The organism is Nonomuraea sp. NPDC026600 (assembly GCF_040638335.1).
Lineage (GTDB): Bacteria > Actinomycetota > Actinomycetes > Streptosporangiales > Streptosporangiaceae > Nonomuraea.
On record NZ_JBEZYD010000007.1, the window covers coordinates 153,349 to 179,510 of the forward strand.

Genomic DNA, 26,162 nt, shown 5'->3' on the forward strand with positions numbered 1-26,162 from the left:
AGAGCCGGGTTGTAGGTGATCATGGTGGGATGCTGCGCATCCTCGGCCTGTCAGCGGCGGAGCAGGCCCTCTACGAGGCTCTGGTCGAGCACTCCCCCGTCACCCTCGAAGAGCTGGAACGGCTCGGCGGCACCCCGCGACTGGCCGTCGGCCTGGAGGAACTGGGGCTGATCGCCCGCCTGCCCGAGGATCCGCCCCGCTTCATCGTCGTACCGCCGGAGATGGGACTGGACGCGCTGATCCGCGAGCGGACCCGCGCGCTGGCCGAGGCCAGGCTGCGGGTGGCCCAGCTGTCCACGCGCTATCACCTCACCACGCCCGACCAGGAGTCGGCCGGGCTGGTGGAGGTGGTGATCGGGCGGGAGGCGGTGCTGCGCCGGTTCGAGCAGCTCCAGCGCGGCACCCGGCGCGAGATCCGGATGTTCGACGCGCCGCCGTACGCGGGCGTCGTGGGCGGCAACACGCAGGAGTTCGACCTGCTGAGCCGCGGCGTCGACTATCGGGTGGTGTACGACAGGCGGGCCATCGAGATGCGCGGCACGCTGAAGACCATCGTGGACTACATCGCCGCGGGCGAGCAGGTGCGCGTCGGCGACGTGCCGATGAAGCTGGTGCTCAGCGACTATCCCATGGCCCTCGTGCCGCTCCGTCACGACCTGCAGATGGTCGAGTCGGCGCTGGTCGTGCACGACTCGACGCTGCTCGACGCGCTGGCGGCGCTGTTCGAGATGTACTGGGAACGCGCCGTGCCGCTGCACGTCAGCCACGGGCGCGCCCGCCTGCCGGAGACCAGGAGCCCGACCGACGCGCAGCGCGACCTGCTGGCCCGGCTGGTGGCCGGCCAGACGGACAAGGCCATCGCGGCCCACCTCGGCTGGAGCGACCGCACGGTACGGCGTCACGTGCACGCCATGATGATCCAACTGGACGCCCAGACCCGCTTCCAGGCCGGCTACCAGGCCGTCCTGCGCGGCTGGCTGGCCGACGAGAAGGGCGTACACGATGACCCGGAATGACGGGAACCACGCGGGGGCGCTCGGCGCGGCCGGTCTCACCCCGGACGAGGAGGCGGTGTACGAGCTGCTCATCGACGGCTCGCCGGCCACCGCCGCCCGGATCGCGTCGCTGGGCGCGGCGATCGGCCTGCGCGCCGATCAGCTGCCCGCCCTGCTCGCCTCGCTGGAGGCCAAGGGGCTGGTCACCCGGTCCGACGGGCCGGCCCGCTACGCCGCCGTCGCCCCGGAGGCCGCCCTGGACGTGCTCCTGGTCACCGCCGAACGGCACCTGCTGCGGGCCCGCGAACGCGCGGGCGAGCTCGACCATGCCTTCCAGCGCCGCCGGGCGGCCGGGGAGACGCCGCCGGCGGTCGTCGAGGTGGTGACCGGGCAGCGGGCGGTCCAGCAGCGGCACGCCCAGATCCAGCGGGCCGCCTGGCACCAGATGCGCTGCTTCTCCAAGCCACCGTACTTCGACCCGCCGGGCAGCGTGACGGCGCAGCGCGAGCTGCTCGACCGGGGCGTCACGAGCCGCATGATCTACGAGCGGGAGTTCGTCGACCGGCTCGGGGCGCTGCGGCAGATCGAGACGATGGTCGGGGCGGGCCAGCAGGCGCGGGTGCTGCCCAGTCTGCCCATGAAGCTCTACCTCATGGACGACCGGTTCGCCCTGCTGCTGCTGCGCCACCATCCGGACGACCCCGACGCCGACGCCGCTCTGGTGGTCCACCCGTCCGGGCTGCTGGAGGCGCTGAGCAGGCTCTTCGAAGGGCTGTGGCAGCGGGCGCTGCCGCTGCGCCTGCGGCCTCCGGCGCCCGGCGCCGCACCGCCCGCGCGAACGCGTCCCTCCGCGCACGACGACGAGCGGTTGATCGCGCTGCTGGTGGCCGGACTGACCGACGAGGCCATCGCCCGGCAGCTCGGCGTCGGCTACCGTACGGCGGAGCGGCGCATCGCGAACCTCATGAGCCGGCTGGGCGCCCACACCCGCTTCCAGGCGGGCGTCCAGGCCGCTTTCCGCCATCCGCCGCCGCCGGAGGTCTGAGGCTCAGCGGTTCAGACAGCCGAGCTCCTGTGACGAGGTGCTCGACGAACAGGGCCGCGGCCGCCGTGGGGGTGGGCAGCGGGTCCCAGGCCAGGCCGATCGGGCGGTGCTGGGCCGGGACGAGCGGGAGGTAGGCGGGGTCGTCGTGTTCCAGCGAGGCGGGGAGCGGCAGGACGCCCACGCCGAGCCCGGCGCCGATGAGGCCGCGTACGGTGGCGATCTCCTCGCTCTCGAAGGCGATGACCGGCTCGAACCCCGCCTCCTCGCACAGCCGGTCGATGACCCGGCGCAGATCCGTGGTCGGGGCGAAGGCGACGAACGGCTCGTCGCGTACGTCGGCGAGCGTCAGCCCCGGAGCGGCGGCGAGCGGGTGCTCGACGGGCAGGGCGAGGCAGAGCCGCTGCTCGCGTAGCGGATGCCAGCGCGCGGCGTTGCCTTCCGGCGGCGGGGTGACCAGGGCCGCGTCGATGTCGCCCTGGGCCAGCCAGGTGAACAGCTCCCTGGCGAAGCCCTGGTGCAGCTCGAAGCGGATGCCGGGCGTGACGGCCCGCAGGTCGCGCAGGATCTCCGGCACCAGCCAGCGGCCCACCGAGTGCAGGAAGCCCAGCCGGATCAGGCCGGTGTCCGGGTTGGCCAGCGCGTCGATGCGGCGGCGCGCGCCCCGCAGCTCGTCCACGGCGCGGGCGGCGTGCTCGCGGAACAGCAGCCCGAACCGGTTGACCGCGAGCCGGCGCCCGTGCCGGTGGAACAGCTCGACGCCCAGGTCGGCCTCCAGCCGGGCGAGCGCCCGCGACAGCGTGGACTGGTTGATGCCCTCCATCGCGGCGGTGTCGCGCATGTTCTCCGTGTCGCACAGCGTCAGGAACCAGCGCAGCGTCTGCAGCTCCATCCCGTGATGATGCTCCTGGCGCATCAGCTCCGTCAAATTCTGCATTTTGCGCATCAGCTCTGACCGGGGACGATCGACGGGTGATCTCGCCTCTCGCGTCAGGGGATCGCGTCTCCCTCCGGATCAGGTACGGGCTGATGTTCGGCGGGCTGGCCAACTTCCTGGCGCTCTACTATGTCCAGCCGCTGCTGCCCGGCGTCGCCGAGCGCTTCGGGGTCTCGGCGTCGGCGGCGACGGCGGTGCTGTCGCTGGCGACGATCACGATGGCGGTGGCGCTGCTGTTCGTCGGGCCGATCTCGGACCTGGTGGGCCGTGTGGTGATCATGCGGCTGTCCCTGACCGCCGCCGCGGTCCTGGGCATCGCCACCGCGTTCGCGCCGAACTGGCACTCCTTGCTGGTGCTGCGGGGGCTGCAGGGCGTCGCGCTCGCCGGGCTGCCCGCCGTGGCCCTGGCCTACCTGCGCGAGGAGGCGCCGCCCGGCACCCACCTGCGGGCCAACGCCACCTACATCACCGGCACGGCCCTCGGCGGGGCGGCCGGGCGGCTGCTTCCCGGGCCGGTCCAGGCGGTGTGGGGGTGGAGCGGCGCCAGCGCCGTCGTGGGCGTCGTCACCCTGATCTGCGCGATCGGCCTGTGGGTCCTGCTGCCGCCGTCGCGGCGGTTCGACCGGTCCAGCCCGCGGCTGCGCAGCGTGCTGCGGAACACCGCGCTCACCCTGCGCGACCCGGCCCTGGTGGCGCTGTGCCTGGTGGGGGCGGCGACGATGGGGGCGTTCGTCGGGCTGTGCAACGCGCTGACCTTCCGTCTGGAGGCCGCGCCGTACCTGCTGGGCGGCGCGGGCGCGCTGGTGTTCCTGGCCTACCCGGTGGGCGTGCCCGGACCGTTCGCCGCCGGGCGGCTGGCGCTGCGGCGCGGGCTCGGCCTGGCCGCCCTGCTCGGCGTCGCGCTCCTGCTGGCCGGTACGCTGCTCACCGCCGCGCCCCAACTGCCCGCCATCGTGATCGGACTGGCCATGGTGACCTTCGCCTTCCTCGGCACCCACTCCCTGGTCAGCGGCTGGGTCTCCGACCGCGCCCACCGGGTCGGCGTCGGCGTGGGCCAGGCCGCGGGGCTGTACCTGCTGGCCTACTACGCCGGCAGCTCCGTCTTCGGCTCGCTGGCCGCCTACCGGTGGCAGACGGGCGGCTGGTCGAGCGTGATCACCGTCTCCGTCGCGCTGCTCGTCGGCGCCGCGCTCCTGCTGGTCCTGGCCCGCCGCTTCGAGGCGCGATCATGCCGGTAGCCGTCACCAGCGACGGCGTCGCCGTCGCCTATCAGACCCGTGGCGCGGGCGAGCCCCTCGTCCTGCTGGCCGGGCAGGCCAATGACCACCACTGGTGGGACGGCGTCAGGGACGACTTCGAAGGCCGCCACACCACCGTCACCCTCGACTACCGCGGCACCGGGGACAGCGGCAAACCGGACGTGCCCTACACCACCCGGGGTTTCGCGGCCGACGTCGTGGCCGTGCTCGACCATCTGGGCGCCGACCGGGCCCACGTGTACGGCACCTCGATGGGCGGCCGGGTGGCCCAGTGGCTGGCAGCCGACCATCCGCACCGGGTGGGGTCGCTGATCCTCGGGTGCACCTCGCCCGGTGGCGCGCACGGCTTCGAACGGGACAACACGGTGAAGAGGTCGCTGGCCCAGCCCGACAAGCGGGCGGCCCGGCAGGCGCTGCTGGAGCTGATGTACACCCCGGCCTGGCTGGCCACGCACCCCGGCCCGTACAGCACCCTCGGCGATCCCGGCATGCCCGCCTTCGCCCGGCGGCGGCACCTGGCCGCCAGCGCCGGGCACGACGCCTGGGACGCGCTGCCCGGCATCACCGCGCCCACGCTGATCGTCCACGGCACCGACGACGTCTTCAACCCGGCGGCCAACGCGCCCCTGCTCGCCGGCCGCATCCCCGGGGCGGAGGTCCGGCTCGTCCCCGGCGCCCGACACGCCTACTTCGAGGAGTTCCGCCAGATCGCGGGCCCCGCGGTCCTCGGCTTCCTGGCCGGCCGCTGATCAGTCGATCATGACCACCGTGTTCGCGACCAGGTCGTGCAGCGCCTGCTTGCGGCTGGTGAACACGATCCAGACGAGGTCGATCACGCTCACACCCACCGCGACGAAGAAGCCGGACATCAGCGCGCGCCCCGCCGCCATGGCGGGGGTGAGCCGGGCGCCGTTCTGCTGCACCACGCGGATGGCGAACGCCTTCTTGCCGACGGTCCGTCCGTTGCAGTAGCCGGTCAGCAGCCAGTGATAGGCGTACCACACCAGCGTCCCGGCGATCAGCCGGCGCCAGTCCAGGTTGACGACGTAGTCGGCGAAGTCCTTCGGCTCGAAGATCCCGGACCGCGCCAGGAGGGGCCAGGTGAGCACGCCCACGAGGACGACATCGTAGATACCGGCGAACAGCCGCCGCCAGCGTCCCGCGATCAGCTCCTGAACGAGATAGCCGTACGGTGGGCCGTCCTGCATGGATCCACTCCCCCGAGGTGAGTAGCGGTCTTTCTCCGAAGGGCGTTCCATCTCGTTCCAACAGACCGGCATGCCAGAATCGAGCTGCCGGAACGTATGTGAGAGGACGATGACCATCCCCACCGACCGAAACGCCGAGCCCGCCGCGAGCCGGACGGCCGTGGTGAGCCGGACGGGCCCCAAGCGTAGCGAGAGCATCCGGCTCGCGGTGCTGAACGCCGCCGACGATCTCCTGGTCGAGCGGGGGTTCAACGGGGTGACCATCGAGGGCATCGCCGTCCGGGCCGGTGTCGCCAAGCAGACCGTCTACCGCTGGTGGAAGTCCAAGGTCGACATCCTCCTCGACACCCTCGCCGACGACGCCCGCGACGCGCTGGCCTGGCCGGGCGGCGAGGGGGACGCCGAGGAGGAGCTGAAAGCGCAGCTCCGCCGGATCGCGGGGTTCTTTCAGGAGCCGGCGGGCCAGGTCCTGCGGGCACTGCTCGGCCATGCCCAGACCGACCCGGACACCGCGCTCGCGCTGCGCGAGGGGTTCCTGCGCGAGCAGCGCGCGCAGGACCTGGCGGGGCTGCGCGCCGTGCTCGAACGCCACACCGGCCGCCCGGTACCCGAGCCGACCGTGAACGCGCTGCTGAGCGTGCTGCTCGGCCCGCTCTACTACCAGGCGCTCGTCCTCGGCGACCCGCCCGCGCCGGAGCTCCTCGACGCCACGGCCCGGCACGTCCTCGACCTGGCCCTCACCAACCCCTGAACATGGCTGTGTGTCTCTCACGTCCGCGGGCTGCTCACCTCTTGATCTGCTCGGCGATCTCCTCGTCGATGCAGTCGGCGAGCCGTATCTCAAGGACGGTGTACTCGCGAATCTCGCCGTTTTCCTCGTACGTCCTGATGCCGTCGCCGAAGCGGCGCCGCACCGCCTCCAGCGCCGGTGCGACCTCGCGGGAGGCCGCCAGAGCCGCGGGCGGCATGCCCACCAGCACATCGAGCAGGAGGCTGAAGCCTTCCGTCTCGTCGTCCTCGTCGTCCTCGTCGTCCTGGTCGCGTACGACAAGGTCGGCCCGCCGCCGGACCTCGGCGGCGATCGTGTCGGCCGTCTCCGGGAGGCCGATCGCCTGCAGGGTCACCTTCGCCTGGTGCCGGGTGTCCCGGTAGATCTCGTCGTCCTCCAGCACGGCCAGCAGGGTCGGCGTCGCGGGCGCCGCGGCCGCACCGGCCTGCCTGAGGGCGTGCATCAGCCGGTACTTGGTCGACTCGTCACGGAACCAGTGGTCGGCGTCGTCCCGGGCCGGGAGGGGAAACGCGCGGAGCGCCGCGTGCACCGCCGGGACCGCGGCAGCGCCCCGTTCGCCCAAGGTGGCCGAGGTGAGCACACCGAGGAAGTTGCCGATCCCGGGCAGGCTCGCGATGAGCTCCTCTGTCGTGGACTCGTCCTCGCCGGTGAAATACGCCAGCAACCGCTCGGCGGAACCATGGCCGTCGTGACGATCGAACATCTGGTAGAGGGCAGTGGTGGCCTTTCCCTCGTCGATCTTCGCCAACGCGATCGCCGCAGCCTCCCGGGCCGCCGGGTCCGCACCGTTCACGATCAGGTCCGCCAGCGCGTCCACCGCCGTACCGTGCCAGGCTTCGTCGAGGTCGCGCGAGGCCAGCTCACGGGCTGCGGCCAGGCTCGCTGGGCCGTCGTCCCAGTGGTGGCGGACGTCATCGAGCAGGGTCTCCACGTCGCCGCCGTCCATCACCCAGGAGGGGTGGCCGACGCGTCGCGGCACGAGCCCGGCATGGCCGGACCAGTGGAGAACGTGGACCTGGCCGCCGCGCCCGCCGATCAGCCAGCACCGCCCGTCCGGCGTACCGGCCACCTGGGTCAGCTCCCTGGGGCCGGAGGGCGTGGGGGGCGTGAAGCGGCCGACGGGCCCACGGCCGTGCAGCCGCCAGAGCGCGGCCGTTCCATCCTGGGAAACTGACATCACCAGGTCAGTGCGGGTGGCGAGCGCCAACGCCCGGACGCGGCCGCCATGCGCCTGAACGCGCCCAAGGCAGTGCCCCGAGCGGGCATCCCACCACGACAGCGAACCGTCCCGCCCGCCGAGCACCACCAGCGGCCGGTCCGGATGCGCCGCGATCGCCGTCGGCCGGGCTGACGGGGCGAACGCGGTCACGACCGCCCCGGTCTCCGCCTCGAGAACGACCACCCGGCCGCGCCGCGGGGACACCACGAGCCGCCACCGGTCGCAACAGCGCGTCAGCCGCTGATCCGCCGCATCGCGTCCGCCGAAGGCCCACACGAGCCCGGCGTCGCCGTAGGTTTCCCCGCAAGGCGGTCGCCAGGCCTCGATCCGGCCCCCGTCACTGCTCACGACGATCAGGCCGGAGCCGGTGCGCCCCAATGCCATCGGGGAATCCGACTTGATGCTGCCGTAGAGGGGGCCGAAAACGCCCAGCCAGCGAAGGTCTCCGCACTGCCTGAGTACCGCCTCCCGGTCCAAGGACGTGAGGAACCGCCCGCCGTCCCAAGGGAGCTGCCGCCATTCCAGGGCCTCGGCGGTCACCGTCCATAGCGAGGCAGATGGGCCTGTGGTCAGCAACTTGGGCTGCTTGGCGTCGCCGATGAACGCGGCGCTCTCCACAGGTCCGCCTTGCAGCCCTCCCACATAGGCGGTCAGCAGGCCATGGCGCAGATCCCACAGCCGGACCTCGCCGCAGCGCGCGCCGGTCGCCCCGATCCGTCCGTCCGGGGAGACCGCGACCGCGGTGACGGCGTCGCCGTGGTCCTCCGACGCCCCGATGCAAAGATCACCTTCGTCGGGCATCCCCGAGAGGTAGCACATTTCGGGTGTGTCCGGCGACTCGAAATCCGGCTAACGGCCGTGAGCGGCCCGGTAAAACCAGAGGTAGGAGCCCTCGCGACTGCGTTCTGACGCAGTTCAAACCGCTCTAACCGGTGAGCTGCCGCAACCTCGCCAGACCTGATGACATTTCGCTTCAGGCCAGGGTGCATGGTGCTATTTGCTAAATTGCCTGTGCAATGGGGCAGATATTGCCAACGGGGAGGTTTAATGCGCAGGTGGGCTGCTCCATCCGTGATCGGCTGGACAATCGCGTCGATCGTTGTGCCAGGTGCCGCGCATGTGCGTGCCGGACGCAAGCGCACCGGTCTGATCATGATGGGGATCTTCGGTGTGCTGCTGATCGGTGCCGTGATCGCGCTGGTCAATGTCAAGGAGCTGGCCGGTCTGCTCCTCGACCCGACCTGGCTGACCGTGATCACAGGCCTGTGCGTGGTGGGCGGGCTGGCCTGGGCCGCAGTCGTGATCAGTTCCTACGTCGTGCTGCGTCCCAGCAAACTCGGTAGCCGGGGTCAACTCGGTACGGGCGCGGTCGCGGGCGTGCTCGCGGTAGCCGTGGCACTGCCGTTCGGACTGGTCGCCACCACTGCCCACACCTCCGACGACGCGATCGGCTCCGTCTTCAAGGCTTCACCGTCTCAGCCGATCGATCACAAGGATCCGTGGCGAGGACGTGATCGGCTCAACATCGCGCTGCTGGGCGGCGACGGCGCGGCCTCACGCAAGGGAGTGAGCATCCGCACCGACAGCATCAACGTGGTCAGTATCGACGTCCACACCGGCGACTCAGTGATCTTCGCGCTACCGCGGGAGATGGAGAACGCACCGTTCACGCCAGGCTCCGCGCTGGCCAAGCGATTCCCGCCGCCGAAGAACTTCTGGCTGCCACCGGGTCAGGGCCGCGGCTCCTCCGACCTGCTCAACGGCGTCTGGGCCTACGCCGACATGCACCCCGAGGTCGCCGGCCACTCCCCCGACCGCGCCCCGGAGGCGACCAAGAACGCGCTCGGCCAGATCCTCGGCATCAAGATCGACTACTACATGCTGGTCAACATGTGGGGCGTGGCGCGCCTGATCGACGCTCTCGGCGGCGTCACCATCAACGTCGAGCAGGACATCTGCTACGGCGTGGGCCGCGCCGACGGCGGCGTGGTCAAGGCCGGCAGCCGCACCCTCAACGGCACCCAGGCTCTCTGGTACGGCCGGGCCCGCGACCATCCGGGCAGCACCTGCGCGGGCGGCGACAACCGCACCCGGATGCGCCGCCAACAGTGCGTGATGAGCGCCATGCTCAACCAACTCAACCCGAGCAACGTGCTGCTGAAGTTCAACGCCCTGGCCAAGGCGGCCAAGGAGACCTTCCGCACCGACGTACCGCGTGGCCTTCTGCAGGACCTGGTCCCACTCGCCCAGCAGGTCAAGACCGCCCGGGTGTCCAAGCTGAACTTCGTTCCGCCCACCTACAACCCGGCGTACCCGAATTATCCGCTCATCCTCAAGACAGTGAAGGCCGCCATCGCGCGCTCCCGCGGCTCGAACCAGACTGTCCGCGCCGAAGCCGCCACCCCTTCTCCTTCCGCTACGGCTCCTTCCAGTACGGCTACCGCCACGCGCTCGCCGCGTAAGAGCATCAAGCAATCCAGTCGCCTGGACACGCTGAACTCGTCATGCGTGCCCACGAACAAGGGAACCTAGCCCGCATGAGCCATCGCATTTGCCGGTGATCCGCCCTTCCTCTACAGCCTGTAGAGTATGCCCGATATTCGGGTGAAAGGTGACGCATGCTGCGCTGGTTCCGGGTCGTGGCGGTGGCCGAGGCTTGCTCGTGGGCGGGGCTGCTGGTCGGGATGTTCTTCAAGTACGTGGCCGCGACCGGCGAACTCGGGGTCAAGGTGTTCGGGCCGATCCACGGGGCGCTGTTCGTGCTGTATGTGGCCGGAGTGATGCTCTCGGCGCGAGAGGCGGGCTGGAGCCGAGGCGCGGTGGTGCTGGGCCTGGCGTGCGCGGTGCCGCCGTTCACCTCACTGTGGTTCGAACGGCGGATGGCGGCGCGCGCGGCGGTCGGTCAACCCGCCTGACCCGCACTGGTGATCACGGGCTCGCGCTCATGGGCGGCACCTGCTCGCCGGTCGACGAGCGCACCGTGCGAACCTCTTACACGGAAGCGGCGGGTCCGGTGCCCGTCCGAGTGTGAGGAGCCCCCCAGACGTGTCCCCCGTGATTCTCTCCGCCGCAGGCGCCTGTCTCGTCCTTGACGTCGCGGGCTCCGGCCTGCCGCGGGTACGCCATTTCGGTGCCGACCTCGGCGCGGTCGCCGAGGCGCACCTCCTGCCCGCGCTGGCGTCGCTGACGCCGGCGCCGCCGCTGGTGCCGGTCCAGGGCGACAGCTGGTACGGCCGGCCAGGTTTGGCCGGAGCCCGTACGTCCGGGAACTGGCCGGTCAGGTGGCGCCTCGACGGCCCGGTCGAGGTGCGGGCCGTACCAGGTGCGGGCGGAGGTGCGACCGAGTGGGCCGGGCCCGGTTCGGGCGGCAGCGTGACCGTGACCGCCTCCGACGAGCGGGCCGGGCTCCGGCTGGTGAGCGAGCTGGCCATGGACGCCCAGGGCGTGGTCACGATGCGGCACGCGCTGACCAACACCGCCGCCGACCCGTACCGCGTGGACGGATTGACCTGCGCGTTGCCGCTGCCCGCGCGGGCGGATGAGCTGCTCGACTTCACCGGCCGGTGGGCGCTGGAGAAGGTGCCGCAGCGCAGGCCGCTGGCCTACGGCGTCTGGTCGCGGGAGAACAGGCGCGGGCGCACCGGCCACGACGGCACGGGCCTGCTGGTGGCGGGGACCGGCGGGTTCGGGTTCCGGCACGGCGAGGTGTGGGCGGCGCACGCCGGGTGGAGCGGCGACCACGTCCACTACGTCGAACGGCTGCAGGAGGGCGTGACGCTGCTGGCCGCGGGCGAACTGCTCGCGCCCGGCGAGATCATCCTGGGCGAGGGCGAGACGTACGAGACCCCGCTGGTCTATTTCACCTGGTCGGACTCCGGGCTCGACGAGGCCGGCGGGCGGCTGCACGGCCACCTGCGCTCGCGTGGCCCGCGCCCGGCCCGCCCGGTCACCCTGAACAACTGGGAGGCCACCTACTTCGACCACGGCCTCGACCGGCTGCTGGCGCTGGCCGACCGGGCGGCGGAGGTGGGGATCGAGCGGTTCGTCCTCGACGACGGCTGGTTCCGCGGCCGCCGCGACGACCGGGCCGGGCTCGGCGACTGGTACGTGGACGAGCAGGTGTGGCCCGACGGGCTGCACCCGCTGGCCGCGCACGTGCGCGAGCACGGCATGCAGTTCGGGCTGTGGTTCGAGCCGGAGATGGTCAACCTCGACTCCGACCTCGCCCGCGAGCACCCCGAATGGGTGCTCGGCCGCGCCGACCGGCTCCCGCCGCCGCAGCGCAACCAGCACGTGCTCGACCTGGCCCGGCCGGAGGTCTTCGACTACCTGCTGGAACGGCTCGACACGCTGGTGGCCGAGTACGCGCTGGACTACATCAAGTGGGACCACAACCGCGACATCGCCGAGCCCGTCCACGACGGCGTGGCGGGCGTGCACGCGCAGACCCTGGCGACGTACCGGCTGATCGACGAGCTGCGCCGCCGCCATCCCGGGCTGGAGATCGAGTCGTGCTCGGCCGGCGGCGCGCGCGTCGACTACGGCATCCTGGCCCGCACCGACCGGGTCTGGACCTCCGACAGCAACGACGCGCTCGACCGGCAGGCCATCCAGCGCTGGACCGGCCTGCTCGTGCCACCGGAGCTGATGGGCAGCCACGTCGGCGCGCCCCACGACCACATCACCGGCCGGTCGCTGTCGCTGTCGTTCCGCTGCGCCACCGCGCTGTTCGGCCACATGGGCGTCGAGTGGGACCTGACGTCGGCGAGCGACGCCGAACGCGCGGAACTGGCGGAGTGGATCGCCCTGCACAAGCGGCTGCGGCCGACGCTGCACGGCGGGACCGTGGTCCGCGCCGACCATCCCGACCCGGCGGTGCTGCTGCACGGCGTCGTCCGGGACGGGCACGCGGTGTTCGCCTGCGTCCAGCTCGCCTCCCGGGTGGCCACGGGCCCGGCTCCGCTGCGCCTGCCCGGGCTGGACCCCGAGGCCGTCTACGAGGTGCGGGTGGCGGGCCGCCTGCCCTCAGGTGTCGCGCTGCCGGAGTGGACGGCCGCCCCGGTACGCCTGCGCGGGTCGGTCCTGGCCGGGCTCGGGCTGCCGTCCCCGGCTCTGAAGCCCGCCACCGCGCTGGTCATCGAGCTGGAGCTGGTGCGCTGAATCGGGCCCGGTAATCAGACGGGCTCATCGCGAAGAACCGCCGGAAGCGGCGGCTGGCGTAGTTGGGGTCGCTCCACCCCACCTGCCTGCCGATCGCCGCGACCGGCAGGTCCGTCTCGATGAGCAACGCCGCCGCCCGTTCGGCGCGCAGCCGGTTCAGGTAGACCATCGGCGAGATCCCGAGCTGGGCGGTGAACGTCCTGGCCAGGTGCGCGGACGAGACGTGCGCGAGCGCCGCCAGGTCGTCCACCGACCAGCTCCGCCGCGGGTCGCCCTCCAGCTCCTGTACGGCCAGCAGCACGGCGGGGTGCGTCCCCGCGCTCCGGGCGGCGGGTTCGCCGAGCGATGCCGCGGCGCCGCCCAGCAGGCACAGCAGCGCTCCCACCTGTGTGATGTGCCCGCCCACCGCCGCAGGAAGCGCGGCCTCCACCACCGCGAGCGCCCCGGCGTCCAGCCGCGACACGTGTCCGGAGCGGTTCAGCAGCCGGCCGATGTGCGGTTCGGCCCGCAGCCATGCCAGCTCCCGCTGGAACATCTCCGGACCGACGTACACGTTGTGCACCACCAGCTCGCGGCACTCGCGGTAGCCGTGCCAGTCGCCGGGTCGCAGCAGCGCGACCGAGCCGCGGCTCAGCTCCTGTTCGCCGGTGACCGAGACGTGCGTGGCCGTACCGCTGACGACCACGGCCAGCTCCAGGAAGTCGTGGCTGTGCGCGCCGTTGTCGGCCGCCAGCTCATGCCGCTCCGCCACCACGGCGGGCCGGGCGGGGGTGAAGACGTCGTCGCGTCGTACTCGGTGCACATCAGGATTGTGCTATGCCCGAGCATCCCCGTCCTAGCCCGTCCCCTGGCCGTCCGGCGAGAGTGGAGGCACATCGACAACCTCGACGAGGGAGAAGCACATGCTCGACGACGCCCAGGTGGCCGCCTACCGGCGTGACGGTTTCATCCACGTACCCCAGGTGATCTCACGGCCGGAGGCCGAGCGGTACGCCAAGGCGGCACTGGCCGCGCGGGAGACAGTGCGGGACAACCGCGAGGGCGCCATCTTCGTCCAGTTGCTCCAGCTCTGGCAGCAGGACGAGACGCTCCGCGAGCTCACCCTGCACCCGGGGCTCGCCGCGCTCGCGACCCGCCTGGCGGGCGTGCCGTTGCGGCTCTGGCACGACCAGTTGCTGATCAAGCAGCCGCACAACGGCGCGGCCACCGAGTTCCACCAGGACCAGCCGTACTGGCCGCACACCGGCTCGCGGCACGCCCTGTCGGCCTGGATCGCGCTGGTCGACGTGCCTGTCGAGCGGGGCTGCATGACGTTCCTGCCCGGCTCACATGACCTCCATGACCTGCGCGCCCAGGACCTGTCGGACGAGCAGGATCTCTTCCGGGTGGCGCCCGAGCTGCGGTGGCGGCAGCGGGTGACCGTCCCGTTGAAGGCGGGGGACTGCACCTTCCACAACTCGTACCTGGCGCACACCGCCACGCCCAACTTCACCGACGACCCGCGCATCGCGCACGTGGTCATCTACATGGACGCCGACGCGGTCTTCGCTTCCGAACCGGCGCACGTACTGACCGACCCCCTCGGCCTCACCCCCGGCCGGCCCCTGCCCGACGAGCACTTCCCGCCGTTTTCCGCCAGCACGTCGACGTCCTGACCCGCCACCGACTAGAGACCGGTAAGTCCCAAGTCGTCTAGGGCGTTAACGACTCAAGGAATTCCGCGATGTTCGCTCGCCCCGAGCGTTTGGCCTCAGGCACATCACGAGGGGGCGGGATCACGATCGATCCTCGCCCCCGGTCCTACATGGTCCCCCGGAGTCCAGGGCCATCCAGGCCAATTGTCGCTTAGAGAGTCCGCCAGTAGGTCATGAACGAGGCAGGTGGAGGCACGACGGGCACGGGTTGGATGATCATGGAGTCTCTGACGCTCTGTGATTCATCGGGAGAGTGCGTGTCTGTCGTGCCTGAGTCCATCATCGGTCCGATCCGGCAGGAATTCCTCGCCTCGTTGCCGGAACGTGAAGATCGTCACCCGCTGGGTTGCCACAACCCACGGATCCCGGACGGAGTCGCGTTCGACAAGATCATCGTGGCGTTGGTGTCGGGGATGGGGTACGAGCGGGTCGCGGACGTCTCCTGTTCGGCCACCACGATCCGGCGCCGCAGGGACGAGTGGATCGCGGCTGAGGTCGCCGGTCTTCTAGTACTGGCCGTGTTTGCCGCGTATGACCGGATGGTGGGCCTGGAACTGGAGAGCCTGTCCGCGGACGGCTGTATTACCAAAGCTCCCTCCGGAGGGGAGTGCGCGGGCAAGAGTCCGGTGGACCGTGGCAAACAGAGACTCAAGCGGTCCCAGATCACCGACGGCTACGGCATACCCGTCGTCACCGTGCCCGCCAAGGCGAACACCCGTGACCACACCCTGCTGCCCGAAACCCTGCGCGAGTTCACCACTTTGACTGAGCGGCTCGACCAGGCCCACACAAACCGAAGCTCAGCCTGGACGCAGGCTACGACTACAGCCCGGTCTACACCGACCTGGCCGAGCGCAGCATCACGCCGCAGATCGCGAAACGCGGTGCGAAAACGCCGATCCAGGCCGACGGACGATGGGTGTTGGAACGGACGAACTCCTGGATGAACAATTTCGGCAAACTGCGGCGCTGCACCGAACGCCGACGCGTATGCGTAGAGTTCTACCTCCATCTGGCCACCGCCATCATTACCGTCCGCAGCCTCATCCGCCGGGCCTGGTTCACCCACCGCTGGCCAACCCGCCCCCGCACACCTCGCATCCGATAACCTCAGCTCACGACCCGTGGCGGACGTTCTCAATCCCTCTCCCTCTCGCTGCCGCGCCAGCCCAGCTCCCAGTCGAAGACCGGATCCTCTGTCTTGCCAGGGCGTTCGTGGGCCGTGACGACGACCGCATGGCCTCTGATCGGCTGGCACGTTACGCGGATACCCCCAAGCTGATCGCTGACGGCGCGTCCGGCCCGGCGGATCAGCGCAAGCTCGGCGGCGTTGTCGGCGGGAAGCGTGACCGACGCTCGATCATGCAGCGCGTCGATGATGGCGATGACCCGGTCGACCAGATCATCGTGCGCGCACCCCCGCTCAGCATTGGCGGTGGGATCGGCGTACATCTCAACCATGAAGCCATACCTGGTCAGGCGTGCCACGACCCGCCGTCCCAGCAGCTCGTCAGCGATCCGGGCGGCCTGATGGAGGCATTCACGGCGAGCCTCGCCCACGGGGCCAGATCGTCGTGCCCACCCCAGATATTGAAGGCTATCGGTGAGTGAGGCGATCACGTCGGCGAGCTCGTCGGTCATGGGGATCGCCCCACAGTCCTCACCCCACACCAGGATTCGGGACTCGAGCACAGGGATGATGCGCTGCCACGCACCTACATCAACACAGACGAAGCGATCCGGCCCCTCCAGTTCGTCTAACAGCTCAGGCAGGTCGCAGTATTAGGCCAGCTCGGCAGCGAGATCGCTGCAATCGAGGGCGTGATCGCCGGCGGTCCAGCGCAGATCGCCATTGATCATGCGTCGGAAGTCGTATCCCGTGGTCTGCTCGCGGATCAGGTCCACCGGAGTGTGCTCGATCAGCTCTCTCCAGTACGGAGCCGGATGGGCCTCGGAGGCGATGAAGTCGGCCAGTTGCGACCTCGCGCGGAAGAGCCACACCTTCTGGTTGTCGCCGAGGAACTCCAGTCGGCCCCAGGCGTCGATATTGCCCAGCCGCAGGGTGTATCCGCTACCCACACCGGGCAACTCGATATGGATCAGTTCCACCACCCTGGCATTGTGGGGTGATGAGCGGCCGCCACGCCACTTTCCATACCGGCGGCCCTGTGTGAGCGCGGGGAACGGGACTTCCTCCCTCCCTGTCAAAATGGACAGAGGTAGCAAACAAGACCCGTATCAGAAGGCCGACGCCTCCAGTTGCGATCCACTCGTGGACTCAGGCACAACAGACACGAACCCTTAAGGCAATCACAGAGCGTCAGGTGCTCATGATCACCGAAACCATGTCGTAATGCTGTCACCTCAGTATCCATGACCTACTGGCGGACGCTCTTAGCTAGTCACCCAGAATGTGGCCCGTGGGCTGGGGCTGTTGCCACACGTCACGACCGTTGCCCCACAGCTCGGAGGCATGGTAAGCGAATCGATCGAACAGGCCATCGTCCTGGTACCGCCGCAAATGCAGCATCGGCGAGTCGTGACCGACGAGCTTGGCCAGATGGGGCGTGACGAGCATCTCCGCGTCGAACCGGAACACGCTCATGGCGATGTGCTCGTCGCCGTACCGGGCCTCGATGCCGGGGACGTCCCGGAGTTGCTCGATCTCCGACAGCGTGATCCGGATGCGCGTGGAGACGGTCAACGGGACGTTCTCCACTTCCTCACGGTTGCGTGTGACGTCACTCTCCGGGTCGCCGACGAGAAACCGGATCTTGCAGCCCTGGTGGGCCTTCCGCTTGAGGACCTTCGCCAGGTTCGGGTGTTCCAGCCACAGGAAGTAGTTCGTGTAGCCGGCGAACACGATCTCGTTGCGCGCCGCGTTGATGAGGTTGCGCCAGATTGCTTTCGGGCATGCGGAGCGATACGGATAAACGGACAAGACTTCTTTGTCCGGCCCCATTTTCACCGTATTGCGAATTGCGTCGGGCCATAGCACGGCTGTCTCAACTCCTAGTGCCTCTGCGGCGGCCCACTGGTGCCGTAGGTGCGGGACACGAGCCTCGTCCTGCAACCAGCGTTCCACCGTCTTGACGTCCACACCACACCGGTCGGCCAAGTTCTGGTTCGTGACCTGGGCGTTCTGCAGGGCGCTGCGTAGAGCGACGTTGGCCACGGTACACCTCGGGATGGAGGGCGTCAGGGACGTTTTGAGCGTAACGCCATAACGTCCTGGACGTCTAAATAACGCGGTAGGTTCGTCACTCTTCGGTAAGCATGCTGATCACATGTCCACACCGGTAATTCTCGAAGACCTCCAGGAGGCTTTTCCTGGTTGGTGCATTTGGCGCAGTTCCGCAGGACGCCTCTGGGCAACTCGGAACGGCCGACGCCTATCACAGCACGAGGTGGATCACGGCCTCTGCCAAACGATCGATGCCGACGACGTCGCCCAGCTCGCCGAGCAGTTGAGGGAGCAGGAAACAGCGGAGCAGGCGCTATGAGCATCCCTTCGTCGCGGCCGGAGAAGCATGCCGCCGACGTCCTGGCCGATGCCCTCGCTGCTCAGGGTGTCTCCACAGACGTGCACGACGGCTACGGCCTGAGTCTGGTATCCGTTTGGATCGGGCTCGTGGTCTGGTGCGACGGCGAGTGGTACTGGTGGCGGGCGGGCTGGGACGACCGGCGCAAGCGGGTGCTGTACGCTCGCCATCCCGCCGTCGAGCCATCGCGGGCTGCGCGGCGGATCGCCTTCCGCTATGCGGATCTCCGGAGGCAGCATCCCCTCTCGGAAACGATCCACGATCTTCCCTCTCCGGAGGCGGTGGAAGCGGTCACCGAATGAAGGAGCCTCGCGAGAAGCTGGGCTGCCGGATCGAGATCGTGGACATGCTGCACAGTCCTGTTCGTACTCGGGCCGTCAGCGAGTTGCTGATCGGACAGCGTGGGACGGTGGCGGATATCCTGCGTGGCGGCACGCTGGCACTGGTCGCACCAGACGGTGACTGGGCTGACCTTCCGGGCGGGGTGCGGCGCTGGCCCGTTCACTGGGACGATCTGGTGGTCTCCCCAATAGAGAGCCAGCCAACCGCCTCTGCGGCCGGTAGCCCGACGGCGGCTGCGCTCCGACCGGAAGCTGATCAACCGCCGCGGCCGGGCCAGGGGCTAAGAGCTCGGCCCGCTCGCTTCAGGCGCTTCGATGCCTTCGGGGCCCGAGTGGACCAGTGGATGAGCGACGTCGTGGGTGCGGAGTCGGCCGCACATGCCCCAGCGGGCTTCCGGGGGCGCTTCGAGGAGGGCGGCGCCCTGGAGGTGCGTCCCGTCGCCGCGCTCCAGCGCGTCGAGCACCTCGGCGGTGTGCTGGGCCTCCCGGGCGACGGTGTCCTCCCAGGTACGGCGCCAGCCCGCGACGGCGGGGCGCACCAGCGCGACCGCGCTGTCATAGAACGCCTGCAAAGGTCCCGGATCACCCTCATCCAGGCTCTTGGCCAGCCGCAGGAACCCCTCCACCGCCAGCTCACGACGGCGCCCCACGGCGTCCTCCACCCCCTCGCCGACCGGCAGCGTGGCCGTCTCCCGGTAGCGGCCCGCGTCGGCCACGATCTCCGGCGGGAACGTCATGACCGCGTCACCGGCCTCCGGCAGACCGGCGTTCTGCATGACCACGACCACCTCCAGACCGCCCCGGTTGATCGTGCCGGGCGTGAACCACACCGTCGAACCCGCACTCAAAGACGTCTCACGGAAACCATGCACATCCAGCGTCTGCAACGCGCCACTACCGCCGATGACCACATACGCCTCCGTGGAGGCGGTGTGCAGGTGCGGGGTGCCGCCTTCGAGGCCGTCCTGGCACGTACCGGAGTAGACCGACAGCCGGGTGACCGACGTGCCTCCGGGAAAGGCGGGTGCCGTCATTGCTTTCCTCCGTATGACGTGCGTCAGTGCGTGGGGCGCGCGGTGCTGCCTCTGACGATGAGGGATGTGGCGAGTTCGATCCGTGTGCCGGCCGAGCCTTTGCGGTGGGTCAGCTCTTCGGTGATCAACCGGACCGCCTCGTTGGCCATGTCGTCGAGCGGCTGGCGGATCGTGGTGAGCGGCGGGGACATCATCTCGCACACAGGAGAGTCGTCGAAGCCGACGACGGACACCTCGTCGGGGATCCGGATGCCGCGCTCGGCCGCGGCCTGGTAGACGCCGGCGGCCTGCAGGTCGGAGCCCGCGAAGATGGCCGTGGGGCCGTCGGGGTGGTCGAGCAGCTCGGCGCCGAACGTCTTGCCGCCGGAGACGAGGAAGTCGCCGAAACGCGTGAGGCCCGGCCTCGGCTCGACGCCGAAGGTGCGGTGCGCGGCGAGGTAGCCCTCGTGGCGGTCGAGGCTGCACTGCGTGTCGAGCGGCCCGCCGATGAAGCCGATCCGCTCGTGACCCAGCTCGAGGAGATGGGTCGTCGCCATGACCCCGCCCGACCAGTTCGTGGCTCCGACGGTCGAGAGGCGAGGGTCACGCTTGCCGACCGGGTCGAGGAGCACCAGCGGGACCCGCAGCAGTTCCTCGACCGCCGTGATCTCCTCCTGGTTGGCGCGCGAGAGCACGAAGACGATGCCGTCGGTGCTCCGCTTCCGCACGATCCCGATCCAGCGCCGCAGGTCGAAGTCGGGCCGCGCGGACGAGGTCACGACGAGCGAGAACCCCCAGCGCGCGGCCGCCTGCTCCGCGCCCTTGACGAGGACCTCCGCCCAGGGCGAGCCGAGCCCGTCGATGAGCAGGTCGATGAGGCCGACCCGGGGTGTGCTGAGCGGGCGGAGCGCTTCGTATCCGGAGGCCCGGACCGCTTCGAGGACCTTGTCGCGGGTGGCGGCGGAGACGTGCTTCTTGCCGCTCAGCACCTTCGAGACCGTCGGCACCGACACTCCGGCCGCCACCGCGACGTCGGAGAGGGTGGGTCGGGGCACAGGACCTCCCGTTTGGCGTCGTGAAACTTTCGGAAAATCTATCGGCTCGTGGCCACTGGCCGACCTGGGCCGTTGAGGCGTGGTTGACACCTGTTGACACGGATACAGGCCGGAGCCTAGCGTAACCGCACGGCAATGTCACGGTAATTTATCCGAAACTCAGCCGAAAATTTTCTGCTGCAATACCTCGGCACTATCAACAGTGAGGGTGCGTGCATGACGATCGATGAGCGCCGAGCGCGACGCGTCGGTGACCTGCTGGCCGGCATGTCGCTCGACGAGAAGCTCGCGCAGCTCGTGGGCGTGTGGCTGAACGTCAACCGCGAAGAGGGGGTCGTCGCGCCGCTGCAGGATGCGATGCAGGGAGAGGACGTCGCCTTCGAGGAGTTCGCCTGCCACGGCCTCGGGCAGATCACCCGCCACTACGGGACCCGGCCCGTCGATCCGGAGTGGGCGAGCACCCTGCTGGCCGCGCGGCAGCGGTGGCTGCTCGACCACACCCGCCTCGGCGTGCCGGCGCTGGCGCACGAGGAATGCCTCACCGGTCTGGCGGCGTGGCGGGCCACGACCTATCCGGTCCCGCCGGCGTGGGGCGCGTCGTTCGACCCCGAACTGGTCGAGCGGATGGGCCGGCAGATCGGGTCGAGCATGGCCGCGCTCGGCATTCACCAGGGGCTCGCTCCCGTGCTCGATGTGATCCGCGACCAGCGGTGGGGCCGGGTCGAGGAGTGCGTCTCCGAGGATCCGTACGAGGTCGCGACGATCGGGGCGGCGTACGTGCGGGGACTCCAGTCCGCGGGCGTCATCGCCACGTTGAAGCATTTCGTCGGCTATTCCAACTCCCGCGCCGGCCGGAACCTGGCCCCGGTCCACGCGGGGCCGCGTGAGGTGTCCGACGTGCTGCTGTTCCCCTTCGAGGTGGCGGTCCGGGACGCGGGGGCGGGCTCGGTGATGAACTCCTACGCGGAGATCGACGGGATCCCGGTCGCCGCGGACGCCCACTACCTCACCAGGATTCTGCGCGACGAGTGGGGTTTCGAAGGCACCGTCGTCGCGGACTACTTCGCGGTCGCCTTCCTGCACACGTTGCACGCCGTCGCGTCCGACGCCGAGGACGCGGCCGTGCAGGCGCTCACGGCCGGAATCGATGTCGAGCTCCCCACCGGGGTGACCTATCTGGAGCCGTTGAAGCAGGCCGTGTCGAGCGGGCGGATCGCCGAATCGCTGATCGACCGGGCACTGCGCCGCGTACTGCTGCAGAAGGCGGAGCTCGGGCTGCTCGACGACGACTACGAGCCGGCTCCTTCGGGGCCCGTCGACCTGGACGGCGCCGAATCCCGGGCGCTGGCGCGGCGGCTGGCGGAGGAGTCCCTCGTGCTGCTGACCAACAACGGCCTGCTTCCCCTCGGTGACGGCGCGGGCAGGCGCGTCGCCGTCATAGGCCCGAACGCGGACAGCGTCACCGCGTTGTTCGGCTGCTATTCCTTCGTCAACCACGTCCTGCCGCACTTTCCCGACGTCGAGCCCGGCATCGCGTCGCCCACGCTGCTCGACGCCCTGCGTACGGAGTTTCCGGACGCGGTGCTCCAGGTCGCCCGCGGCACAGGCGTCGATGACGGCGACCGCACGGGCATCGCCGACGCGGCCCGCCTGGCGACCGCCTCCGATGTGGTGATCCTCGTGCTCGGCGACCGCTCGGGCCTGTTCGGCCGGGGCACCTCCGGCGAGGGCTGCGACGTGGACACCCTCGACCTGCCCGGGGTTCAGCAGGAGCTCGCCGACGCGGTCATCGCCACGGGCACGCCGGTCGTGGCGGTCCTGTTGACCGGCCGCGCCTACGCCGTGCCGGGCATCCTCCGCGAGGCCGCCGCCGTGGTACAGGCGTTCTTCCCCGGTGAGGAGGGCGCGGGGGCCATCGCGCGGGTGCTCAGCGGCGCCGTGAACCCGTCGGGCCGGCTGCCGATGAGCATGCCCGGCTCGGTCGCCGGCCAGCCGTACAGCTATCTGCATCCCCGGCTTGGCGGGGCCGGCTCGGTGAGCAACATCGACCCCGCTCCGGAGCTGGGTTTCGGCCACGGGTTGAGCTACACGAGCTTCGCCTACGAAGACGTGACCGTGGCCGGGACCGCCCCGGCGGCGGACGGGTCGATCCGCTGCTCGGTCGTCGTCCGCAACGCCGGTGACCGGGCGGGCGCGGAGATCGTGCAGGTGTACGCGTCGGACGAGGTCGCCTCGGTCACCCGGCCCGTCGCCCAGCTCGTCGGGTACGCGCGCGTCGAGCTCGACCCCGGCGAGCGCGCATCGGTCGGCTTCGAGGTGCCGACGCGGCTGCTGGCCTTCACCGGGCGCGACGGCCGGCGCGTCGTCGAACCCGGCGAGGTGACGGTGACCGTCCGCCGCTCCGTCACCGAGGTCGTCGCCGAGTGGCCCGTGACGCTGACCGGGCCGGTGTACGAGATCACCGGCGCCGAACGGCGGTTGACCACGGTCGACGTACGGAAACCGGCCACGGTCGACTGACAGGACCGTGGTCGTTCAGACGAGCGTCCTCCTCCGCTGAACGACCCGCCGCCATGACGCCAGACGTACCGCCGACGCCCCGAGCACCAGGATCGCGGCGATCAGCACCGTCAGCCCGGCGGCCCACTGATCGGCGGACAGGTCCGACACCCCCGGCGGCGACACCAGCATGAACCAGTCCAGGCCCACCCCCGGCCCGAACAGCAGGGCCAGCCCGAGCGTGAGCGGCACGACGGCGACCACCGCGAGCAGCCGCGCCCGCATCACCCAGGTGACCGGGCGCGGCAGCGGATCCACCCCGGTCAGCACCCAGAAACACACCATCCCGGTGCAGAACAGCAGGGCCAGGGTGAGCAGGTGCGCCGCGTAGCTGTACAACGACTGCCCCAGCCAGCCGGTCCCGTACAGCAGCGCCACGGGCACGACCTGGAGCGCCGCGACGGTCACGGGATGGGTGAGGCGCGCGGCGAAGCCGCTGTCCAGGATCGAACGGGCCACCTCACCGTACTGCGAGCGGTCGGTGGTGGTCTGGGCGGCGAGCGTCAGCGGCGCGCCGAGCGCCAGCAGCAGCGGCGCCACGAGGGCGACCAGGCCGTACTGCAGCGCCTGCGCGGACAGCATCGCGCGAGCGTAGCCGCCCACGCCGCTGAGTAGGGCGAACGCCAGCACCGCGAGCCCGGCCAGCCACGCGGCGGTACGGCCGGGCGGCCACGGCACCCCGTCGCGGGCCAGGCGGCGCAGCCCGATGAGGTAGCCGATCGCGAGGATGGCCAGCAGGAGCAGGATCAGCGGGTCCAGCCGGACCTCGGTGACCAGGTTGCCGATCGAGAAGGGCGGCAGCTCGTACTCCAGCAGGAGGTGGTCGTGACCGCCGCCGCCCTCCGAGGGCGGCGGCGGGGTGCGCGAAAGACCCACGGCCAGCCCGACGGCCGCCGCCATGACGATCGCCTCACCGGTGGCCAGCCGGACGAACGTGTGCCGCACCGGACGTTCGGCCAGGCCCGCGACCGTGCGGCGGCGATGGTGCCGGCCGAAGGCGCCCAGGGCCACCAGCGCGGCCGTCTTGGCCAGGATGAGCAGGCCGTAACGGGTCTGCCAGAGCTGGGCGACGGTGTCGAGCCGCACCCAGGCACTGGCCACGCCGGACACGGCCACCGCGGCGAAGCAGGCCAGCGCCAGCGTGCTGAACCTGGGCACCACCTCCGCCAGCCGGTCCGACCGCCGGAAGTGGACCAGCACGGCGGCCAGGCCGCCCACCCACACCGCCACCGTCACCAGGTGCGCCATCAGGGCGGAGATCGCGATGTCGTGGTCGCCCGCCGAGGCCGCGTGGCCGACGTAGGCGGGCGGCAGCACCGCGAAGGCGGCGATCGCCAGCAGGAAGCCGTTCCACCAGCGCGAAAGCCCGAAGCTCGTGCCGATCGCCACCACCCCCGCCGCCGCGGCCACGATGAACAGCGCCTGGGTCTGCGGAACGGTGGTGCCGAACGTCAGGATCGACGGGTCCTCCAGCAGGTCGGCGAGCGGCAGGCCGGTGACCTCCGAGATCGTCAGCAGGTACATCAGGGCCGCGGCGGCGGCCCAGCCCAGCGCCCACCGGCCGGCGGCGCGCAGGCAGGCGGCGGCCTCCGGCGTGCCGCGCGGGGCCAGGAGGACGGCGGCGACCAGCGTTCCCACGGTGGCGAAGGCGCACAGGTCATAGACGAACCGGGCCAGGGGCAGGCCCCAGTCGGTGATCGGTCCCGCCTTGGGCAGGCCCGGGATCGCCTGCTGCGGCAGGCTTCCGCCGAACAGCAGGGCCGCGATCAGCACCAGGACTCCGGCGGCCACGGCGACAACGGCGTAACGGCGGGCCGTCGACGGCCCGCCTCGGGAAATGGACACGGCTGCTCAGGTGCGGGCGGGCAGAGGTCGACGGCATGCGGGGGTTGACGTCATGGTGTTCTCCACGTGGCTGCGGGATGGGGGGGTTCAGAGAGCAGCCGGGAGCGGGGGTCCACGCCGGACGACCGCGTGACGTAGGACGCTTTCGTACGGAATGCCGGGCGCGACATAAGCGGGCGTCGGCGGAGCGGGCGGGCGTACGGGGCACGGCGCCAGGAACAGGACCACGCGTACGGCCAGGCGCCGCAGCACCGACCACAGCGCGGTCTCCCCCTTGGCCACCCACCATCCGGTCAGCAGCATGGCGGTGAGATGGCAGAGCTCCATCTCGACGTCGGAGGCCAGCCCATGACCGGGCGGCATGGAGGCGGGGGCGGTGTGCCAGGCGAACAGGCCGTGCAGGAGGAGTTGCGCCGAGCCGAGCAGGAGGGCGATCAGGACCGGTTCGCGCTCCCGGCCGGCCGCCACGGCCGTGCCGGCCGTCACGACCCCGGCTCCGAGCGCGAGTTGGCCGGGATCCGGCAGTGTGCCGCCCGCGAACCAATGGGCCAGGGCGGCCAGCGCCACGCAGACGGCCGCGAAGAGGGCCGACCGCGCTAATCGCAACGGCAGCATGGCTCGCATGGTGTCCAAATGCTCCCACACCAGGAGGCTGTCGGGAGACCCGTTATAACCTATGGCCCTTTAATCCGAAATTTCACGCTTTATCGTGGTGCGGTACGTTATAGCCGTGACGAACGGGACGCCGGCCGAGCTCTTCACCACCAAGGCCGACCACGCGTACCTGCGGGTCAAGGAGCTGATCCTGTCCGGAGTCCTGCCGCCCGGCTCCGTGATCGCGCAGGTCAGGCTGGCGCGTGACATCGGCATCAGCACCACGCCGCTCCGCGAGGCGCTGCGCCGGCTGAAGAGCGAGGGCCTGGTGGCGCTGGACGCCCACCGCGACGCCCGGGTGGCACCGCTGTCCGCGGAGGAGGCGCGCGACCTGCTGGAGATGCGGCGCTCCCTCGACCCCTTGTCCATCGCCCTGGCCGCCGAGCGCAGGACCAGGGCCGACATCGCGGGCATGCGCGCGGCCGCCGAGGGGCTCAGCCCGCTGCCCGGCGATCCCGCGTACGAGCAGCTCGTCGCCCATCGCCGCTTCCATGCCGCCCTGTACGGCGCCTCGCACAACGACCTGCTCATCGGCACGCTCGACGGCCTCTGGGACAAGTCCGACCGCTATCGCCGCCTGGCCCTGGAGGTCGACCGCGGCCGCAAGGCGGCCGAGCACGAGGCCCTGCTGGAGTACGTGATCGCCGGAGACGCCGACGGCGCGGCGGCCGTCATGCGCGAGCACATCGACACCAGCCTGGGCGCGCAGGCCGCCCGGCGGCTGCGCGCGCGAGCCGACTCCGACCGCGCTGATTTCGACCACGCTGGATCTGAACGGGCTGGATCTGAAGTGGACGGGATCGATGTCTGACGGCTGGCATCGGCGCCATCGGACGGCTCTGTTGCTGG

Annotated in this window: 23 protein-coding genes and 1 pseudogene; 13 read left to right on the plus strand and 11 right to left on the minus strand. The window is 70.5% G+C overall.

Annotated elements, in window-relative coordinates; genetic code table 11:
* Window positions 1-29: 29 nt before the first annotated feature.
* On the plus strand, window positions 30-1,016 hold the full coding sequence (locus AB0F17_RS18975) for a LuxR C-terminal-related transcriptional regulator (protein WP_358024287.1): 987 nt from the start codon (window positions 30-32) through the stop codon (window positions 1,014-1,016).
* Entirely contained in the window at window positions 1,003-2,040 is a 1,038-nt protein-coding gene (locus AB0F17_RS18980; protein ID WP_358024290.1) for a LuxR C-terminal-related transcriptional regulator, read from the plus strand. The genes AB0F17_RS18975 and AB0F17_RS18980 overlap by 14 nt, the downstream gene beginning before the upstream one ends.
* Here the strand turns inward: AB0F17_RS18980 and AB0F17_RS18985 are convergent.
* Window positions 1,958-2,965 (minus strand): LysR family transcriptional regulator, encoded by a 1,008-nt coding sequence (locus AB0F17_RS18985; protein WP_358024292.1) that lies wholly within the window; start codon window positions 2,963-2,965, stop codon window positions 1,958-1,960. The genes AB0F17_RS18980 and AB0F17_RS18985 overlap by 83 nt on opposite strands.
* Before the next feature lie 44 nt (window positions 2,966-3,009).
* On the opposite strand from AB0F17_RS18985, the gene AB0F17_RS18990 reads away from it, so the two are divergent.
* Together AB0F17_RS18990 and AB0F17_RS18995 are read left to right on the plus strand one after the other, a co-directional pair.
* Window positions 3,010-4,212: an MFS transporter gene (locus AB0F17_RS18990; RefSeq protein ID WP_358024294.1), complete on the plus strand. Its 1,203-nt coding sequence runs from the start codon at window positions 3,010-3,012 to the stop codon at window positions 4,210-4,212.
* A complete protein-coding gene (locus tag AB0F17_RS18995; RefSeq protein ID WP_358024296.1) occupies window positions 4,203-4,982 on the plus strand; it encodes an alpha/beta fold hydrolase in 780 nt (259 codons plus the stop codon). The genes AB0F17_RS18990 and AB0F17_RS18995 overlap by 10 nt, the downstream gene beginning before the upstream one ends.
* Here the strand turns inward: AB0F17_RS18995 and AB0F17_RS19000 are convergent, their stop codons facing one another.
* Window positions 4,983-5,441, minus strand: a complete 459-nt coding sequence (locus AB0F17_RS19000; RefSeq protein ID WP_358024299.1) for an RDD family protein — start codon at window positions 5,439-5,441, stop codon at window positions 4,983-4,985.
* A 109-nt stretch (window positions 5,442-5,550) separates the two neighbouring features.
* Between AB0F17_RS19000 and AB0F17_RS19005 the strand changes: the two genes are divergently transcribed.
* Window positions 5,551-6,192: a TetR/AcrR family transcriptional regulator gene (locus tag AB0F17_RS19005; RefSeq protein WP_358024302.1), complete on the plus strand. Its 642-nt coding sequence runs from the start codon at window positions 5,551-5,553 to the stop codon at window positions 6,190-6,192.
* 34 nt (window positions 6,193-6,226) lie between these two features.
* On the opposite strand, the gene AB0F17_RS19010 is transcribed toward AB0F17_RS19005, so the two are convergent.
* Window positions 6,227-8,251, minus strand: a complete 2,025-nt coding sequence (locus AB0F17_RS19010; RefSeq protein ID WP_358024304.1) for a hypothetical protein — start codon at window positions 8,249-8,251, stop codon at window positions 6,227-6,229.
* 318 nt (window positions 8,252-8,569) lie between these two features.
* Between AB0F17_RS19010 and AB0F17_RS19015 the strand changes: the two genes are divergently transcribed.
* From AB0F17_RS19015 to AB0F17_RS19025, 3 genes are all read left to right on the plus strand, one after another.
* Window positions 8,570-9,982, plus strand: coding sequence for an LCP family protein (locus AB0F17_RS19015; RefSeq protein WP_358024306.1), 1,413 nt, complete (start codon window positions 8,570-8,572; stop codon window positions 9,980-9,982).
* Between the two features lie 86 nt (window positions 9,983-10,068).
* The gene (locus AB0F17_RS19020; protein ID WP_358024309.1) at window positions 10,069-10,365 is read left to right on the plus strand and encodes a DUF3817 domain-containing protein; all 297 of its coding nucleotides are present in this window, start codon (window positions 10,069-10,071) and stop codon (window positions 10,363-10,365) included.
* Window positions 10,366-10,495: 130 nt separating this feature from the next.
* Entirely contained in the window at window positions 10,496-12,610 is a 2,115-nt protein-coding gene (locus tag AB0F17_RS19025; protein ID WP_358024312.1) for an alpha-galactosidase, read from the plus strand.
* On the opposite strand, the gene AB0F17_RS19030 is transcribed toward AB0F17_RS19025, so the two are convergent.
* Window positions 12,585-13,412: an AraC family transcriptional regulator gene (locus tag AB0F17_RS19030; RefSeq protein WP_358024315.1), complete on the minus strand. Its 828-nt coding sequence runs from the start codon at window positions 13,410-13,412 to the stop codon at window positions 12,585-12,587. The genes AB0F17_RS19025 and AB0F17_RS19030 overlap by 26 nt on opposite strands.
* A 100-nt stretch (window positions 13,413-13,512) precedes the next feature.
* Between AB0F17_RS19030 and AB0F17_RS19035 the strand changes: the two genes are divergently transcribed.
* Both AB0F17_RS19035 and AB0F17_RS19040 read left to right on the plus strand, forming a co-directional pair.
* Window positions 13,513-14,265, plus strand: coding sequence for a phytanoyl-CoA dioxygenase family protein (locus tag AB0F17_RS19035; protein WP_358024318.1), 753 nt, complete (start codon window positions 13,513-13,515; stop codon window positions 14,263-14,265).
* A gap of 296 nt (window positions 14,266-14,561) precedes the next feature.
* A pseudogene (locus AB0F17_RS19040) lies at window positions 14,562-15,412 on the plus strand (transposase).
* Window positions 15,413-15,441: 29 nt separating this feature from the next.
* On the opposite strand, the gene AB0F17_RS19045 reads toward AB0F17_RS19040, so the two are convergent.
* The 3 genes from AB0F17_RS19045 to AB0F17_RS19055 all read right to left on the minus strand — a co-directional run bounded on the left by AB0F17_RS19045 (window position 15,442) and on the right by AB0F17_RS19055 (window position 17,479).
* Window positions 15,442-15,945 carry a hypothetical protein gene (locus AB0F17_RS19045; protein ID WP_358024321.1) on the minus strand — a complete coding sequence of 168 codons (504 nt, stop codon included), beginning with the start codon at window positions 15,943-15,945 and terminating at the stop codon, window positions 15,442-15,444.
* A gap of 141 nt (window positions 15,946-16,086) precedes the next feature.
* Window positions 16,087-16,416, minus strand: coding sequence for a hypothetical protein (locus tag AB0F17_RS19050; protein ID WP_358024324.1), 330 nt, complete (start codon window positions 16,414-16,416; stop codon window positions 16,087-16,089).
* Window positions 16,417-16,702: 286 nt separating this feature from the next.
* Window positions 16,703-17,479 (minus strand): hypothetical protein, encoded by a 777-nt coding sequence (locus AB0F17_RS19055; protein ID WP_358024327.1) that lies wholly within the window; start codon window positions 17,477-17,479, stop codon window positions 16,703-16,705.
* 324 nt (window positions 17,480-17,803) lie between these two features.
* Here AB0F17_RS19055 and AB0F17_RS19060 point away from each other — a divergent pair, with 324 nt between their 5' ends.
* A complete protein-coding gene (locus AB0F17_RS19060) occupies window positions 17,804-18,148 on the plus strand; it encodes a hypothetical protein (protein ID WP_358024330.1) in 345 nt (114 codons plus the stop codon).
* A gap of 320 nt (window positions 18,149-18,468) precedes the next feature.
* On the opposite strand, the gene AB0F17_RS19065 is transcribed toward AB0F17_RS19060, so the two are convergent.
* Window positions 18,469-19,221, minus strand: coding sequence for a cupin (locus tag AB0F17_RS19065; protein WP_358024333.1), 753 nt, complete (start codon window positions 19,219-19,221; stop codon window positions 18,469-18,471).
* Window positions 19,222-19,244: 23 nt separating this feature from the next.
* Window positions 19,245-20,255 (minus strand): substrate-binding domain-containing protein, encoded by a 1,011-nt coding sequence (locus tag AB0F17_RS19070; RefSeq protein WP_358024336.1) that lies wholly within the window; start codon window positions 20,253-20,255, stop codon window positions 19,245-19,247.
* Window positions 20,256-20,471: 216 nt separating this feature from the next.
* Here AB0F17_RS19070 and AB0F17_RS19075 point away from each other — a divergent pair, with 216 nt between their 5' ends.
* Complete coding sequence (locus AB0F17_RS19075; RefSeq protein WP_358024339.1) at window positions 20,472-22,775, plus strand: glycoside hydrolase family 3 N-terminal domain-containing protein; 2,304 nt, start codon at window positions 20,472-20,474, stop codon at window positions 22,773-22,775.
* 15 nt (window positions 22,776-22,790) lie between these two features.
* Here AB0F17_RS19075 and AB0F17_RS19080 read toward each other — a convergent pair whose 3' ends face one another.
* Both AB0F17_RS19080 and AB0F17_RS19085 read right to left on the minus strand, forming a co-directional pair.
* Window positions 22,791-24,659, minus strand: coding sequence for a cytochrome c oxidase assembly protein (locus AB0F17_RS19080; RefSeq protein WP_358024342.1), 1,869 nt, complete (start codon window positions 24,657-24,659; stop codon window positions 22,791-22,793).
* 87 nt (window positions 24,660-24,746) lie between these two features.
* Window positions 24,747-25,274: an MFS transporter gene (locus AB0F17_RS19085; protein ID WP_358024345.1), complete on the minus strand. Its 528-nt coding sequence runs from the start codon at window positions 25,272-25,274 to the stop codon at window positions 24,747-24,749.
* A 115-nt stretch (window positions 25,275-25,389) separates the two neighbouring features.
* Between AB0F17_RS19085 and AB0F17_RS19090 the strand changes: the two genes are divergently transcribed.
* Entirely contained in the window at window positions 25,390-26,124 is a 735-nt protein-coding gene (locus AB0F17_RS19090; RefSeq protein WP_358024348.1) for a GntR family transcriptional regulator, read from the plus strand.
* Window positions 26,125-26,162: the final 38 nt, after the last annotated feature.

Coding starts and splice junctions, on each gene's coding strand:
- AB0F17_RS19065 (WP_358024333.1), bottom strand. CDS start 19,221: ATGACGGCACCCGCCTTTCCCGGAGGCACGTCGGTCACCCGGCTGTCG.
- AB0F17_RS19000 (WP_358024299.1), bottom strand. CDS start 5,441: ATGCAGGACGGCCCACCGTACGGCTATCTCGTTCAGGAGCTGATCGCG.
- AB0F17_RS18975 (WP_358024287.1), top strand. CDS start 30: ATGCTGCGCATCCTCGGCCTGTCAGCGGCGGAGCAGGCCCTCTACGAG.
- AB0F17_RS19075 (WP_358024339.1), top strand. CDS start 20,472: ATGACGATCGATGAGCGCCGAGCGCGACGCGTCGGTGACCTGCTGGCC.
- AB0F17_RS19045 (WP_358024321.1), bottom strand. CDS start 15,945: ATGACCGACGAGCTCGCCGACGTGATCGCCTCACTCACCGATAGCCTT.
- AB0F17_RS19035 (WP_358024318.1), top strand. CDS start 13,513: ATGCTCGACGACGCCCAGGTGGCCGCCTACCGGCGTGACGGTTTCATC.
- AB0F17_RS19085 (WP_358024345.1), bottom strand. CDS start 25,274: ATGCTGCCGTTGCGATTAGCGCGGTCGGCCCTCTTCGCGGCCGTCTGC.
- AB0F17_RS19005 (WP_358024302.1), top strand. CDS start 5,551: ATGACCATCCCCACCGACCGAAACGCCGAGCCCGCCGCGAGCCGGACG.
- AB0F17_RS19020 (WP_358024309.1), top strand. CDS start 10,069: ATGCTGCGCTGGTTCCGGGTCGTGGCGGTGGCCGAGGCTTGCTCGTGG.
- AB0F17_RS19060 (WP_358024330.1), top strand. CDS start 17,804: ATGAGCATCCCTTCGTCGCGGCCGGAGAAGCATGCCGCCGACGTCCTG.
- AB0F17_RS18980 (WP_358024290.1), top strand. CDS start 1,003: ATGACCCGGAATGACGGGAACCACGCGGGGGCGCTCGGCGCGGCCGGT.
- AB0F17_RS19010 (WP_358024304.1), bottom strand. CDS start 8,251: ATGCCCGACGAAGGTGATCTTTGCATCGGGGCGTCGGAGGACCACGGC.
- AB0F17_RS18995 (WP_358024296.1), top strand. CDS start 4,203: ATGCCGGTAGCCGTCACCAGCGACGGCGTCGCCGTCGCCTATCAGACC.